This is a genomic window from Corynebacterium sp. (assembly GCF_043426755.1).
Classification (GTDB): Bacteria; Actinomycetota; Actinomycetes; order Mycobacteriales; family Mycobacteriaceae; genus Corynebacterium.
The window spans coordinates 1-14,398 of sequence record NZ_JBHWRP010000065.1 but is presented as its reverse complement, the minus strand read 5'-3'; the positions used below and the strand labels follow the sequence as shown (position 1 = coordinate 14,398).

Annotated in this window: 11 protein-coding genes and 1 tRNA gene; 7 read left to right on the top strand and 5 right to left on the bottom strand. The window is 60.0% G+C overall.

The features are described 5' to 3' along the window. Positions 1-29: 29 nt before the first annotated feature. Both greA and ACHFGA_RS05825 read left to right on the top strand, forming a co-directional pair. Complete coding sequence (greA, locus tag ACHFGA_RS05830) at positions 30-551, top strand: transcription elongation factor GreA (protein WP_394281472.1); 522 nt, start codon at positions 30-32, stop codon at positions 549-551. Between the two features lie 71 nt (positions 552-622). Then, positions 623-901 (top strand): hypothetical protein, encoded by a 279-nt coding sequence (locus tag ACHFGA_RS05825; protein WP_394281471.1) that lies wholly within the window; start codon positions 623-625, stop codon positions 899-901. Positions 902-1,031: 130 nt separating this feature from the next. Here ACHFGA_RS05825 and ACHFGA_RS05820 read toward each other — a convergent pair whose 3' ends face one another. Continuing rightward, positions 1,032-1,850: a Bax inhibitor-1/YccA family protein gene (locus ACHFGA_RS05820; protein WP_394281513.1), complete on the bottom strand. Its 819-nt coding sequence runs from the start codon at positions 1,848-1,850 to the stop codon at positions 1,032-1,034. 149 nt (positions 1,851-1,999) lie between these two features. Between ACHFGA_RS05820 and ACHFGA_RS05815 the strand changes: the two genes are divergently transcribed. Beyond that, positions 2,000-2,965: a suppressor of fused domain protein gene (locus tag ACHFGA_RS05815; RefSeq protein ID WP_394281470.1), complete on the top strand. Its 966-nt coding sequence runs from the start codon at positions 2,000-2,002 to the stop codon at positions 2,963-2,965. Between the two features lie 4 nt (positions 2,966-2,969). Here the strand turns inward: ACHFGA_RS05815 and ACHFGA_RS05810 are convergent. Beyond that, positions 2,970-3,046: transfer RNA gene (locus ACHFGA_RS05810), tRNA-Leu, on the bottom strand. Between the two features lie 103 nt (positions 3,047-3,149). Here ACHFGA_RS05810 and ACHFGA_RS05805 point away from each other — a divergent pair. Beyond that, positions 3,150-4,616 (top strand): amino acid permease, encoded by a 1,467-nt coding sequence (locus ACHFGA_RS05805; protein ID WP_394281469.1) that lies wholly within the window; start codon positions 3,150-3,152, stop codon positions 4,614-4,616. Here the strand turns inward: ACHFGA_RS05805 and ACHFGA_RS05800 are convergent. From ACHFGA_RS05800 to ACHFGA_RS05790, 3 genes are read right to left on the bottom strand one after another with little or no spacing between them, the layout of a single operon-like run. Then, complete coding sequence (locus ACHFGA_RS05800; protein ID WP_394281468.1) at positions 4,613-5,851, bottom strand: SLC13 family permease; 1,239 nt, start codon at positions 5,849-5,851, stop codon at positions 4,613-4,615. The two genes, ACHFGA_RS05805 and ACHFGA_RS05800, sit on opposite strands and share 4 nt — an antisense overlap. Before the next feature lie 53 nt (positions 5,852-5,904). Beyond that, entirely contained in the window at positions 5,905-9,543 is a 3,639-nt protein-coding gene (gene mfd / locus ACHFGA_RS05795) for a transcription-repair coupling factor (protein ID WP_394281467.1), read from the bottom strand. Continuing rightward, on the bottom strand, positions 9,533-10,180 hold the full coding sequence (locus ACHFGA_RS05790; RefSeq protein ID WP_394281466.1) for a TetR family transcriptional regulator: 648 nt from the start codon (positions 10,178-10,180) through the stop codon (positions 9,533-9,535). Before ACHFGA_RS05790 ends, mfd begins: the two co-directional genes overlap by 11 nt. Before the next feature lie 413 nt (positions 10,181-10,593). On the opposite strand from ACHFGA_RS05790, the gene ACHFGA_RS05785 reads away from it, so the two are divergent. The 3 genes from ACHFGA_RS05785 to ACHFGA_RS05775 are packed head-to-tail and all read left to right on the top strand — an operon-like array spanning position 10,594 to position 14,362. Then, complete coding sequence (locus tag ACHFGA_RS05785) at positions 10,594-11,859, top strand: MFS transporter (RefSeq protein ID WP_394281465.1); 1,266 nt, start codon at positions 10,594-10,596, stop codon at positions 11,857-11,859. A gap of 56 nt (positions 11,860-11,915) precedes the next feature. Then, entirely contained in the window at positions 11,916-13,373 is a 1,458-nt protein-coding gene (glmU, locus tag ACHFGA_RS05780) for a bifunctional UDP-N-acetylglucosamine diphosphorylase/glucosamine-1-phosphate N-acetyltransferase GlmU (protein ID WP_394281464.1), read from the top strand. Positions 13,374-13,384: 11 nt separating this feature from the next. Beyond that, positions 13,385-14,362 carry a ribose-phosphate diphosphokinase gene (locus tag ACHFGA_RS05775; protein WP_394281463.1) on the top strand — a complete coding sequence of 326 codons (978 nt, stop codon included), beginning with the start codon at positions 13,385-13,387 and terminating at the stop codon, positions 14,360-14,362. Positions 14,363-14,398 lie beyond the last annotated feature (36 nt).

Below are 14,398 nucleotides of genomic sequence, written 5' to 3'. Positions count from 1 at the left end.
TTCACATTCCTATAGGAAGGGTTGCACTCATGGCAGAGGTAGAGAAGCAATACATCACCCCAGAAATGAAGGCGAAGCTCGAGCAGGAGCTCCAGCAGCTGATCGATAATCGCCCAGCCATCGCCGCAGAGATCAACGAGCGCCGCGAAGAAGGCGACCTGAAGGAGAACGCCGGCTACGACGCTGCTCGTGAACAGCAGGACCAAGAAGAGGCGCGCATCAAGCACATCTCTGAGATCCTGGCGAACTCCACCACGGAGCGCGAAGGAATCGAAGAGGGTGTTGCTCACGTTGGTTCCGTCGTGCACGTCTACTACGACAACGACGAAAACGACAAGGAAACCTTCCTGATCGGTACCCGTGCGGCCTCCACCGACAATAAGGACTTGGAGACCTACTCGGAGCAGTCTCCACTGGGCGCGGCCGTCATCGGCGCTGCCGAGGGCGAGACCCGGACCTACACTGCGCCTAATGGCCGCGAGATTTCCGTGACCATCGTTTCGGCTGAGCCTTATGATTCGGACAAGGCTGCCACTCCCCGCGCGAAATAAACTAAAATAATTCTCCGAGCCCCGCGACGTTATGAGTCGTGCGACCTACCCATAGGATGTGAAGTTACATAATGCGTATCTCCCGTAAGTTCGCCGCAGCCGCCATCGCTGTAGTTTCTGCCGTAGCGATCACCGCGTGCACCCCACCGTCTGAGAACCCTTCGGACCAGAAGGTTGATACTGCTAAGAGCCAGGATCCGGATTCCCTGGACAAAGGCAGCATCGGCTTCGAGGAGCAGGAAACCTCTACGCAGCCAACCCCAGTGGAGCCGACCGCACCTGCAACCGCAACCGGCAGCAATAGCGGCGACGTCATCATGGGCGAGCAGGGTTTCGTCGTCCAGCAGTAGCTTGAAGTAGCGAAACGGGATATCCGCCTTTCTACTACCCCTTTCATGGTGTGTAGGAAGGCGGATTTTTAAAGCCCGGCCCTTCCTATCTAGGAAGGACCGGGCTTGAACTATGCGCGCCGGCGCTGGTCTAGTCGCGCTGCATGTAGCTCAGCAGACGCAGGATCTCGGTGTAGAGCCACACCAGGGTCACTGCCAGGCCGAGGGCAACGCCCCATGCCATCTTGGCAGGTGCACCAGTGCGGATCAGCTGGTCTGCAACATCAAAGTCCTGCAGGAAGCTCAGCGCCGCCAAGACGATGCACACCACGGAGAAGATGATGGCGATAGTGCCACCGTCGCGCAGTGGGCTGAAGCCGAAGAAGATCGCACCGATCAAGTTGCCCAGAGCCAAGATGGCCACGCCAAAGATCGCGCCGGTCAGCACACGGGTGAACTTCGGGGTCACACGAATCGCGCCGGTCTTGTAGACGAAGAGCATGCCGATGAACACACCGACGGTGCCTAGCACTGCCTGGCCGATGATGGCCCCGCCGTTCTCGTTGCCAATGGTCCAACCACTGAAGATCAGCGAGATGCCACCGACAAAGAGGCCTTCGAAAGCGGCGTAGATCAAGGTCACAACCTTGGAGCCGTACTTGTTGCCAAAGGAGTGCACGAGGACGGTAATGAAACCGCCGATCGCGCCGACGATGGACAAGATCATGGAGAGGCCAGGGTTGCCTGCCAGAGCGATTCCGAAGTTGATTACCGCGAACAGCACGATCACGCCGAGGGTGATGCCGGTCTTGGTCACCACGTCGTCGACAGTCATCGGACGGGTTTCGTCGGAAGCCTGCTGTGGCTGGTAGCCCTGCTGGTAGTTATCAAAGCCTTGGGGTTGGTAGCCGTAGCCACCTTGCTGGTGGGAGGCGGGCAGGTTCGTCAGTACAGGGTTATTGCTGCGCACGATGTCACCCGGATCCTTTCTGTGAAACACGTAAAGAGTTTTGCTTTCATACCTCCTAACGACACAGGCTTGGGATTCGTTCCCGCACCCCTAACTACAAGTGGCGTAAATCACAGTATTTGTTGGGCGCTCGATCTAAAGTTATTCTTATGAGTGGTTTAAAACAGTGGTTCAAACGGCTCCAACCCGAAGTTGGCGGCGATGCGCTACGCCGCCACTTTCACCACTTCTTTGGCGATGAGGACCCCATCACCTACGAGTTCGGCGACGTACCCGTCTACGCCTTCCATACCGACGAACCTGTCCCCCACTTCCTGTACACCACATTCGGCCTGTCACGCGTCAATTCGGCCACCCCGGTCGCCGGCACCCAGACCGAACTGACCATCCGCATCCCCGACGACGAGAGCCTGCCTCCCGAATGGCCCGCCCGCGTCCTCGACCGCATCGTGCGCTACCTCAACCGCGTCGACACACCGATTGAGCCTGGCCACCACATGGACTTCGCCGAGCCGCTTTCCGACGAGTCCTCGCTAACCGCCCTCATCTTCGTCACCGACCCGCTGCTCGGCGTGGTGGATACCGCCTCCGGGTTTGTGCGGTTCACCTACGCCATCGGTATGACACCAACAGATCTCGACGACGCCCTGCTCTGGGACGCCCGAAAGTTCGCTGGCGTCTTCGGCGAGTATTTCCCGCTCGGCCTTTCCGATCCGGCGCGCCAGCCACTTCGCGAGATCCCGGAGGCCCACGCAATCGTCGAGAGCGCGACACAGCGGCAGGGCTCGTCGTTAAGCGGTGTCATGGCGAAGTACCTGGATTTCACGGCTGAGCCTGAGGCGCGCATCGATTTGACGTCCACGAGCGCGCAGCACCTCCTGCGCGCGATCCAATATCGTGTGCAGTATGGGCGCAGCTTCAGCCTGGTCGGCAAGAGTAAATGGCTGGAGATCGTTCCCGGTGAGGCGGCCCCGATCGTCGACAAGCGACGCATGGTGCTCGAAATTTCCCCCGACGCGGCCAACGAGTTGCTGGCTACTTTCGATACTGCCCCCGGCACATATCGCTTATCAACGATGCCACTGACACTGCAGGTCATCGACCCGACAACATAAAAAATGGTGCCCCCAGTGGGACTCGAACCCACACTGAATTGATTTTAAGTCAACTGCCTCTGCCGATTGGGCTATGGGGGCATGGCCGTAAGAAGCGACCTCGTCATAGTTTAGACCGTGGCTAGCCGGGGGCGGAAATAGACCCTATTTTCTACTCCACACCCCACCCGGTAAATTGATGAAAATGAGCACTAAGCATTCCGTTTCCGTGTGGTCCCTGGTGGCGTTGATCATCGGTTCGACCGTGGGGGCGGGTATCTTTTCGCTGCCGCAAAATATTGCTTCGGCAGCTGGCCCCGGCGCGATGTTGATCGGCTGGGCGATCACCGCGGTGGGGATGTTGTCGATTGCGTTCGTGTTTCAGATCTTGGCGGTGCGCAAACCCTATTTGGACTCGGGTGTGTACTCCTATGTGCGCGCGGGGCTGGGTGATTTCATCGGTTTCGCCTCCGCCTGGGGGTATTGGCTTGGTTCGGTGATCGCACAGGTGGGCTATGCCACCTTGTTCTTTGGCACGCTCGGCCACTATGTCCCGCTTTTCTCCTTAGAAAATCGCTGGGTGTCCGTCTTTTCTGTGTCGGTGCTGACCTGGGCGATTTTCGGCATGCTTACTTTAGGTGTGAAGCAGGCCGCGTTTATGAACCTGGTGGCCACGGTGGCCAAGCTGCTGCCGATCATCGCGTTCATCCTGCTCGTGGCGTTTCTCGGTTTTTCGTGGGATAAGTTCACGGCGGATTTCTGGGGCACGTTCTCCGGCACTGGGTCCGTTTTCGACCAGGTGAAGGGCACCATGCTGTTTACCGTGTGGGTCTTCATCGGTGTGGAGGGTGCCTCTGTGTACTCGAAGCAGGCGAAGTCGCGGGCGGACGTTGGGCGCGCCACCATCCTTGGTTTCTTCGCCGTCTTGGTCCTGTTGGTCTCTATCACCACCTTGTCCTATGGTGTGCTCACGCAGCAGGAGTTGGCGGCGCTGCCTGATAACTCGATGGCATCGGTGCTCACAGCTGTGGTGGGACCGTGGGGCGGTGCGCTGATTTCGCTAGGCCTGTGCCTGTCTGTCCTGGGCGCCTACGTGTCCTGGCAGATGTTGGCAGCGGAGCCCGTTGCCATGATGGCTTACGACGGCCTTCTGCCCAAGGCTTTGGGCAAGATCACCAGCACTGGCGCGCCGTGGGCAGCGCAGCTGGTGTCGACGGTCTCCATTCAGCTTTGGGTGGTCGTCTTCTTCGTCTCTGAGACCGCCTACACCTCGATGGTGCAGCTGGCCACGGTCCTCTACCTGGTCCCCTACTTGTTCTCGGCCGTCTACCTTGTGTTGTTGGTGGTGCGCGGGCGGGGGATCTCGCACCCGCACGCTGGTGAGCGTTTCGACGATTCCGGCCCGGTCGTCGATAAGAGGACGAACAGGAAGCATCTTGTTGTCGGCGTTCTGGCCATGATCTATTCGCTGTGGCTGTTCTACGCCGCCGACCCCGTCTATGTGTTGTACGGGGCGCTTGCTGTCCTGCCCGGGTTGATTCCCTATGTGTGGACGCGCCTTGCCGCCAAGGAGCGGGTGTTCAACGCTTTCGAGTGGGTGGTGGTCGCGTTAGTCGTGGTCGCTTCTGCGGTGGCCGTGTTCGGTATCGCCCAAGGTGCCTTGAAACTTTAGACCGGGATGAACGTCATCAGCCACACGCTGACAGGCGCAATCGCGACGATCAGGCCGGCGTAGCGCATCATCGCGCGGAACTGGGCGTCGTAATCGCCGCGCGGAACATTCGCCAAGACCAATGCGCCGCTGGTGGAAAACGGGGAAACGTCGACGATCGTAGTCGAAATCGCCAGCACGGCTGCTGCTGCCGCCACGGGGATGTCTCCGGCGGCCAGCAACGGCATGATCATGGACATGGCGATACCCAGTGTCGCGATGGACGATGCCAGCGCCGAGACGATCCCGCAGAGGTAGGCCAAGAGCAGCAGACCGACGCTCGCGGCGCCCAGGCTTGCGATGCCGCCGGCAATCCAATCCACGGTGCCTGCGTCTTGCAGCACGGCGATATAGGTGACCATGCCGCCGATCAGGATGATGGTGGACCACGCCACCCCGTCTAGGGCGCGCTTGGAATCGGCAGGCTTTGCCAGCGCCAGCACGCCACCCAGAATCAGGCTGACCGCCCCGATGTCAAGGTTGTAGAAGCCCGCGGCCACGATCAGGACCGCGATACACGCCATGGTGAGCCACTGATTCGCGGTCACGTCTTTGACAGGGGTGTATTCGGTCGCGGTATTGCCCTTATCTTTGATCAGCTCGCGCCCGCCGAGCAGGAAGAACACCAGCACACCGAAAGCTAAGCAGAAGATGAAGTTCAACGCGAACATCTCGCCTGCATAGCCGATAAACCCGTTCGCTTCTAGGGCTTCGTTGACGAAAACGCCGTACACGCTAAGGGGCGAAAGCACTGCAATGGTGCCACCGTGGATCACCATCATGCCCATCAACAGCGGATCAATCTTGTATTTCTTGGCGAAAGGCATGGCGATCGGCGAGATCACCCCAACGGCAAAAACCGCGCCGATCCCCATGAAAAAGCCGGTGAGGAAGAAGAAGATCCACGGCATGATCCACCGCTTGCCGCGAGTCAGCCGCATGGCCCAGCCGACGATGATGTCGATGGTGCCATTGATCTGCGCGAAACCGAACAGGAAGGTCAGGCCAATCAGGGAGAAGGCCAGGCCCACGGGGAATTGGCCGAAGACTTCGTCTAAGGCCTCATTCACCGGGTAAACGTACAGGCCGACGAAGAACGCCCCGATCATCCCGAGGATGCCGATGTTGATGTGGCGCACCGTGCCGACGACGAAAATGACCGCCAAGACAAGCGCAGTGACAAGTTCGACGGTCACAGCCGTCCGCCTCCTTGGCTCAACATTGTGGACACCACAAACTTTAGCGCTTGTTACTCACTGACTGAAAACACTCGCTTCTTTTCCTGTGCGCCAGAAGTCTCCCCGGTGACAAAAATCTTGGGCACGTCGAAGATCTCAGAGATGAAGTCCGCTACCCACTGCAGCAGTTCGGTATCGCGCAGGCTTGGCTGGTTGATACCCTTTCCTACCCTGGGGAATGGCACCTGCACGGCCTTCGCCGCGGCTCGGTACGCGGAGCCTGGGTAGAGGCGTTTCAGGCGTACCTGCTTCGAATCCGGCAGATCCACTGGGTGCAGTTTGATGCGGTTGCCCTGCACTGTAATATTCGCCACTCCCGCCGCGCGGGCTTGGTGGCGTAGCCGGGCAACGGCCAGCAGACGTTCCACTTCTTCCGGCAGCGGGCCGAAACGGTCCTTCATCTCCGCCACGATGGTGGACAGGGCCTCGTCGTCACGCGTCTCTGCGATCTTGCGGTACTGCTCAAGGCGCAGCCGCTCCGAATTGACGTAGGTGTCCGGGATGTGGGCGTCCACGGGCAGGTCGATGCGGATTTCCTTGGGGCCCTGATCGGTGGCGTCGACGACCTCGCCGGTGGCCAGCGCCTTGTACGTTTCGACGGCCTCCCCCACCAGGCGCACATACAGGTCGAAGCCCACGCCCGCGATGTGCCCGGACTGCTCTGCGCCCAGCACGTTGCCGGCACCGCGCATCTCCAGGTCCTTCTGCGCCACGGCCATGCCCGCGCCCAAATCATTGTTCTGGGCGATCGTGGCCAGGCGGTCATAGCTGGTCTCCGTGAGGGTGGCGCCCTTCGGGTACAGGAAGTAGGCGTACCCACGCTCACGCGACCGGCCGACGCGCCCGCGCAGCTGGTGCAGCTGGCTTAAGCCCATGTTCTGCGCATTTTCGACGATCAACGTGTTCGCGTTGGCGATATCCAGGCCCGTTTCGACGATGGTGGTACACACCAGCACGTCATACTCGCGGTCCCAGAACCCCTGCACCGTCTGCTCGAGCACCTGCTCACTCATCTGGCCGTGCGCCACCACGATGCGCGCCTCCGGGACCAGTTCGCGCAGCTCACGCGCCTTCTTTTCGATGTCGCTGACCTTGTTGTGGATGAAGAAGACCTGGCCATCGCGCAGCAATTCACGACGAATGGACGCGGCCACCTGCTTCTCCTCATAAGGCCCCACATACGTCAGCACGGGGTGGCGATCCTCCGGCGGGGTGGTAATCGACGTCATTTCCCGAATCCCTGTCATGCTCATCTCCAGGGTGCGCGGAATCGGCGTCGCCGTCATCGTCAGCACATCCACGTGCGCCTTCAGCGCCTTGATGTGTTCCTTGTGCTCCACACCGAAGCGCTGCTCCTCGTCGACCACGATCAAGCCAAGGTTCTTCCACTGCACACCGGTCTGCAAGAGGCGGTGGGTACCAATCACGATGTCCACGGAGCCGTCGGCTAGCCCTTTGAGGATCTTCTTCGAGTCCGCGGCGGTAGTAAAGCGCGACAGCTCGCGGATCTCCACTCCGAAACCGTCCATGCGGGACGCGAAGGTGGAATAGTGCTGCTGGGCCAGAAGTGTCGTCGGCACGAGCACCGCCACCTGCGCCCCATCTTGAACCGCCTTGAAAGCGGCGCGTACCGCCACCTCGGTCTTGCCAAAGCCCACGTCACCGACGATGACGCGGTCCATCGGCACCGGTTTCTCCATGTCCTCCTTGACGGCCTCGATGGCGGCCATCTGGTCCTCAGTCTCCACGAAGGGGAAAGAGTCTTCCATCTCGTGTTGCCACGGCGAATCGGCCGCGAAGGAATGTCCCGGCGCGCTCACACGCTTGGCGTAAAGCTGCACGAGCTCGCCGGCGATTTCGCGCACGGCGGCGCGTGCCTTCTTCTTCGTATTCTTCCAGTCAGACCCGCCCATCTTGGACAAGGTCGGCGACTCACCACCGGAGTACTTCGACAGCAGATCCAAAGACTCCATGGGCACCCACAGCTGGTCATTGGGCTGCCCGCGCTTACTGGGCGCGTATTCCAGCACGATATATTCGCGGCGGCTGGTCTCATCACCGGTGTTGATGGAGCGCTCGGCCATCTTCACGAAACGCGCAATGCCGTGGGTTTCGTGCACCACATAGTCGCCGGGCTTGAGCGCCAAAGGATCGACGCGATTGCGCCTTTTCGCTTTTCGACGCTTCGCCCCCGCAATATCGCCTACTCGGTTACCGGTGACGACTGTCTCCGTAACCACCACCAGAGGAATGTGGGTTCCAGGGAACACTAGGCCGGCGTGGCTGACCGCCTGGTACAAAGTGATCTGCCCGTCGACTGGTTCCAGCCCGGCCGTGGCGATGCGCGCAGAAATCCCGTTTTCACGGAAACGTTCCGCCATGCGGTCTACCGTGCCCTTGGCCGGCGCGATGAAGGCGGCTGCTCCCCCATCGTTGACGTGCTTTTTCAGCTGCGCCATCAAGCTTTCAATCTCTTTGAGATCGCCGCGGGGCGCTGGCGCCGCCTCGAACTCGAGCGGCAAAGTCTCGGCCTCATCGGCCGCGAACATTCCGGGCGGAGCAAAGGTCCACCAGCGCGACCCTGCCTTCTGGGTCGCTACCTCGAGAGATTCATAGGAACGGTACGACGACGCCGACAGATCAAGCCCTTCCACCGCCACGGGCCCCTCAGCCCCCATGGCCGCGGCTTCCCACCCGGCTTCCAGAAATTCTTGGTCGGTCTGTTCCAGATCCGCAATGCGGGTGCGCACCTTTTCCGGGCTGGTCACCAACACCACAGAATCCGCAGGCATCACATCCGGCAGCACCTGGAACTTCTTGTCCGTCAGGGCCGGGATCAAAGCTTCCATCCCGTCGGCGTAGGTTCGCTCAGAGATCCGGGTGAGCAGCTGCATCAAGGTTGGGTTCGTCGGGTATTCGCGGGACAGCTCGTCGGCACGCGCGGCCACGGTGTCGTCGATAAGCAACTGGCGTGCGGGGAAGATCTCCACGCGCGTGATCTCCTCGATCGTGCGCTGGTCCGCGACGGCGAAGCTGCGCAGCTCAGTGACCTCGTCGCCCCAGAACTCTAGACGCACGGGGTGCTCAGCGGTGGTCGGGAAAACGTCGATGATGCCGCCACGGGTCGCGAATTCACCACGCGCCGCCACCATGTCCACGTGCTTGTAGGCGAAGCGGGTCAGCGCATCGGCTAACTCGGTGAAATCGTATTCCTGGTCCTGCTCCACCACGATCGGATCAATCGCAGGCAAAAACGGCTGGCAGAACCCACGCGCAGACGTCACCACCACCTGCAAATCCTGCAAGTGATGGAGCACCTCGAAGCGCGTGCCGACGACATCCGCGCCGGGACTCAAACGCTCATGCGGTAGCGTCTCAAAAGCGGGGAAACGGGCGACGCGCTCCTGCCCCAACAAAGCCTTCAGCTCAGCGGTGAGGTCTTCTGCCTCGTGACTGGTCGCCGTCACCGCCAGTACCGGCGACTTCCGCGCGAGCGCACCCACTGCCCAGGGGCGCACCTGGTCAATACCGGTGATGTGGAGAGACTGCGTATCTGACTCGTCGTTAAGCTGCGCGAGCAGACCCTGCAGCTTCGGGTCTGTCATCGCCTTGGTCAGCACGCCTGCCAGCATCGGAAGGTTATCGGTCATGCCCTGCTCTTTCCCTACTCTTTCCAGAATCAACATCGGCGGTGATCACCGGGTCCGCCCGCATCCCGCGCAAACCATTCCAGCACAGGTTGACGATGTGCGCCGCCACGACCTCCTTGGCCGGCTCACGCTCATCCAGCCACCACTGGGCCGTATTCGACACCATGCCCACCAGCGCCTGCCCATATAACGTGGCAAGATCCGGATCCAGGCCCTGATGTTCGAAGGCCCGAGCCAGGATATGCGATACCTGCCCCACCGCCATATTCAACAAGGTGGCGTAGCTGCGCTCCTCCCCCGGTACCTGGTCACGCACGAGGATGAGGAAGCCGTCCGTCTGCTCCTCCACATAGGTGAGCAGCTCAATCACCGCCTGCTCGATGCGCGCACGCCAGGACCCGCCCTGCAGCGCCTGCGTAATCACCTGCTCGAGGTGCAGCATCTCCCGGTCGATGATCACCGCGTACAAGCCTTCTTTGCCGCCGAAGTGTTCATAGACGACCGGCTTAGACACGCCAGCACGCTGGGCAATTTCCTCCACTGAGGTCCCGTCCACTCCGCGCTCGGCGAACACGGACCGGCCCACGGTGATCAACTGTTCCCGGCGCTGCTTTCCGGTCATGCGCTGTCTCGCCATGGCCTCTACCTTAGCGTTCACTTATCGACGATTAGCCCACGGACCTGCCGATTAGGCTTTACGCCACGATTCGGTAAACTAAGGTGCAATTTCCCCATGGTGTAATCGGCAACACTACGGTTTTTGGTACCGTCATTCTAGGTTCGAGTCCTGGTGGGGAAGCTTTTTATTTCCAAAATCAGGCGCGGTCTTCCCCCTTAGCACCTTTCATCCCAATTTTCTTCTCATGGCCGCAACTTCGTGCACACTAGAGTGTGCACGCCTGCACTGCAGAATTAATGCTTCCCGTGCGAAAATAGTTCTCGGTGCAGCCCGCCAAAGCTCGGGGATCCGGGGGATTCTACAGATTGAGTGCTGCAGCCGCCCGGCCACACTGTATATCTAATAGGGCGGCTGCAGCGGCTGAGAGTACCATGACGCCCATGAGCACGGATACGCACAAAGAGGATCAACTCCCTCACGAAGAGCACAACGCGCGCCGATTTATCTGGTCCAACGGCCTGCAGGGCCTCGGCGACCAAATCGTCGCCCCGAAGACTGTCCTTCCGTGGCTATTCGCAGCTGCTGGGGTGCCACACTTCTTTACTGCGATGCTGGTTCCCGTCCGTGAGTCTTTGTCCATGCTGCCCCAGGCCGCGATGACACCATGGGTGACCACCCAACCATCGCGCAAGAAAGTGTGGATCATCGGCTCGCTCGGCCAGTTTGTCGCGGCTGCCCTGATCGCTTTGTCGGCAATGCTCTTGGACGGGGTCGCACTCGGCGTTGCTGTCGTTGTGCTCCTTGCCGTCTTAGCCACGTTCCGCTCACTGTGCTCGATCGCTTCCAAAGACGTGCAAGGGCGCACCATCACAAAGGGCCGCCGCGGTTTAATCACTGGGCGCGCGACCGCTTTTTCCGGAGGCATCGCGCTTGTCGTCGGTATTGCATTGGCGCTTATCGACGGAGACATCCCCCGTTGGGTGCTCGTGCTCCTGCTTGGCGGTGGCGCTCTGACATGGGCGCTGGCCACCCTCGTGTTTCAAGGGATCCGCGAACCGGAATCGGAAGTAGAACCACAAGATATTCGGCGCGGGTGGTGGGCGGACACGTGGGGGTTGTTCACTGGTGACAAGGAGTTTCGTTCTTTCGTCATCGTGCGCTCCCTCATGCTGGTCACTGCTTTGTCCACGACGTTCATCGTCACGTTAAGCCAGGAGCTTGGCCAAGACATCACAGGCCTAGGCATCTTCGTTGTGGCATCGGGGCTGGCTTCCTTGATCGGTGGCCGCGTGTCCGGCATCTTTTCCGATATTTCTTCGAAAAATACGATGGCCATTGCCTCTGGCGCGGCCAGCGTGATCCTGATCCTGCTGGTTATCTCAGCCAACGTGGCGTCGGCAAGCGCAAATGCGTGGATCTTGCCGGCCGGTTTCTTCCTTGTCACCTTGGCGCATACCGGTGTGCGCGTGGCGCGTAAGACGTATCTGGTGGATATGGCGGAGGGCGATCAACGCACGCGTTATACCGGCGCGGCAAACACGCTAATGGGAGTCATTCTCATTTTGGTTGGTGCGGCGTCTGGTGTTGTCGCCCAGTTCGGGTCACAGGCGGCGCTTATTTTCCTTGCCATGATCGGCGGTATTGGAGTAATTGCCGCATCACGTCTGCGTGACGTATCGGTTAAGAGGGAAAACTAACGATATGCTGGTAGCCGTTCCTGGCTACAACAACTGATGTGACAAAGGAGTCGCACGTGTCTCACTCTTCCGACTGCGCCGTGGTGGTTCTCGCCGCTGGTGCTGGCACCCGTATGAAATCCGCGAAGCAGAAAACGCTGCATGAGATTGGTGGTCGCAGTCTGCTATCTCACTCTCTGCATGCCGCTGCCGGCGTAAACCCGCAGCATATCGTGGCAGTTGTTGGCCATCAGCGTGATCAGGTCTCCCCTGCTGTTGATGAAATCGCGAACCTGCTGGGGCGCACCATCGACCAGGCAGTCCAGGAGGAGCAAAATGGCACGGGCCACGCAGTCCAATGTGGGCTGACCGCCATCCCTGATTTCACCGGCACGGTTGTGGTGACCAACGGCGATGTCCCGCTGCTGCGTCCCGAAACCATCCAGGGTTTGATCGAGGCACACAATAACGCCAATGCTGCAGTTACCGTCTTGTCTCTCCAATTGGATGATCCCACAGGTTATGGTCGCATCGTGCGCGATGCCGACGGCAACGTAGAGAAGATCGTCGAGCAGAAAGACGCGAATGACACGGAGAAGGCCATCACCGAGGTGAACTCCGGTGTCTTCGCTTTCGATGGCGCCGTGTTGGCCGACGCGTTGACGCGTATCGACGACAACAATGCGCAAGGAGAGCTGTACATCACTGATGTGCTGGGGATTGCACGTTCCGACGGCAAGATTGTCTCTGCCCACTTGGCACAAGACCCAGCCGAGCTAGCAGGCGTAAACAACCGCGTGCAGCTCGCCAAGGCCGGAGCAGAACTGAACCGCCGCACAGTGGAGGCAGCGATGCTGGGTGGTGCGACTGTGGTTGACCCCGCGAGCACCTTCATTGGCGTGGGTGTGAAGATTGGTTCGGATGTCGTGATTCAGCCGAACACTCAGCTGTGGGGGTCCACCGTGATCGCTGACGACGCCGAGATCGGACCTGACACTACGCTGACGGATATGAAGATCGGCGAGGGCGCCCACGTCTACCGCACCCATGGATCGGACTCGGAGATCGGAGCGCACGCCGAAGTTGGCCCCTTCACCTACATTCGCCCTGGCACTGTGCTGGGAGAACATGGCAAGCTGGGCGGCTTCGTCGAGGCGAAGAATGCGCAGATCGGCAACGGCTCGAAGGTGCCCCACCTGACCTATATCGGTGATGCGACCGTGGGCGAGGAATCCAATATTGGCGCATCCAGCGTGTTCGTCAATTACGACGGTGTGGAGAAGCACCGTACTGAAATCGGTTCGCATGTGCGGACCGGTTCCGACACCATGTTTGTTGCCCCAGTGAGGGTCGGTGATGGCGCCTACACCGGTGCGGGTACAGTGGTTTTGGACGATGTCCCTGCTGGTGCCTTGGCCATTAAGGAAGGCCGCCAGCGCATCATTGAGGGCTGGGTGGAGAAGAAGCGTCCGGGTACACCGGCAGCTGAAGCCGCACAGCGCGCACGAGAAAATTCCGCAAACCAGGAAGGCTAAACAGTTCCACTATGTCTGGATACTCTGTTGGAAGCGACAAGAAACTCATGTTCTTCTCCGGGCGAGCGCACCCGGAACTGGCCGAGGCCGTAGCTAAAGAGCTCGGTACCGAGGTCACTCCGATGACTGCACGCGATTTCGCCAATGGCGAGATCTTCGTGCGCTTCGAGGAATCCGTGCGCGGTGCTGACTGCTTCGTCATGCAGTCCCACTGCCAGCCACTGAACAAGTGGATCATGGAACAGCTGATCATGATCGACGCGCTCAAGCGTGGTTCTGCCAAGCGCATCACCGCGATCCTGCCGTTCTACCCTTACGCCCGCCAGGACAAGAAGCACCGTGGCCGCGAGCCTATTTCAGCTCGCCTTGTTGCCGATCTACTCACCGCAGCTGGTGCAGACCGCATCGTATCGGTAGACCTACACACCGACCAGATCCAGGGCTTCTTCGACGGCCCTGTTGACCACATGCACGCGATGCCGATCCTCACTGATTACATCAAGAGCAAGTATGAGCTGGATAACCTCGTGGTGGTCTCCCCTGACGCGGGCCGCGTGAAGGTTGCTGAGAAGTGGGCAAATACCCTGGGCGACGCGCCACTGGCGTTCGTGCACAAGACTCGCGATGCCGACGTTGCCAACAAGGTTGTTGCCAACCGCGTCGTCGGCGATGTCGAGGGCAAGAACTGCGTGCTTCTCGACGATATGATCGACACCGGCGGAACCATCGCTGGTGCGGTACGCGTTCTGAAGGAAGCGGGCGCAGGCGATGTCGTAATCGCAACTACCCACGGCGTGTTCTCTGATCCTGCACGTGAGCGCCTCAGCAAGTGTGGTGCCGAGGAAGTCATCACCACCGACACCTTGCCGCAGTCCGAAGAGGGGTGGGACAACCTCACTGTTCTGTCCATTGCCCCTCTGGTGGCAAAGACGATTCACGAAATCTTCGAAAACGGTTCCGTAACCACCCTTTTTGAGGGCCAGGCCTAAGCGCTTCGTACCTCTCCATCCCCCGCGTCACACGAT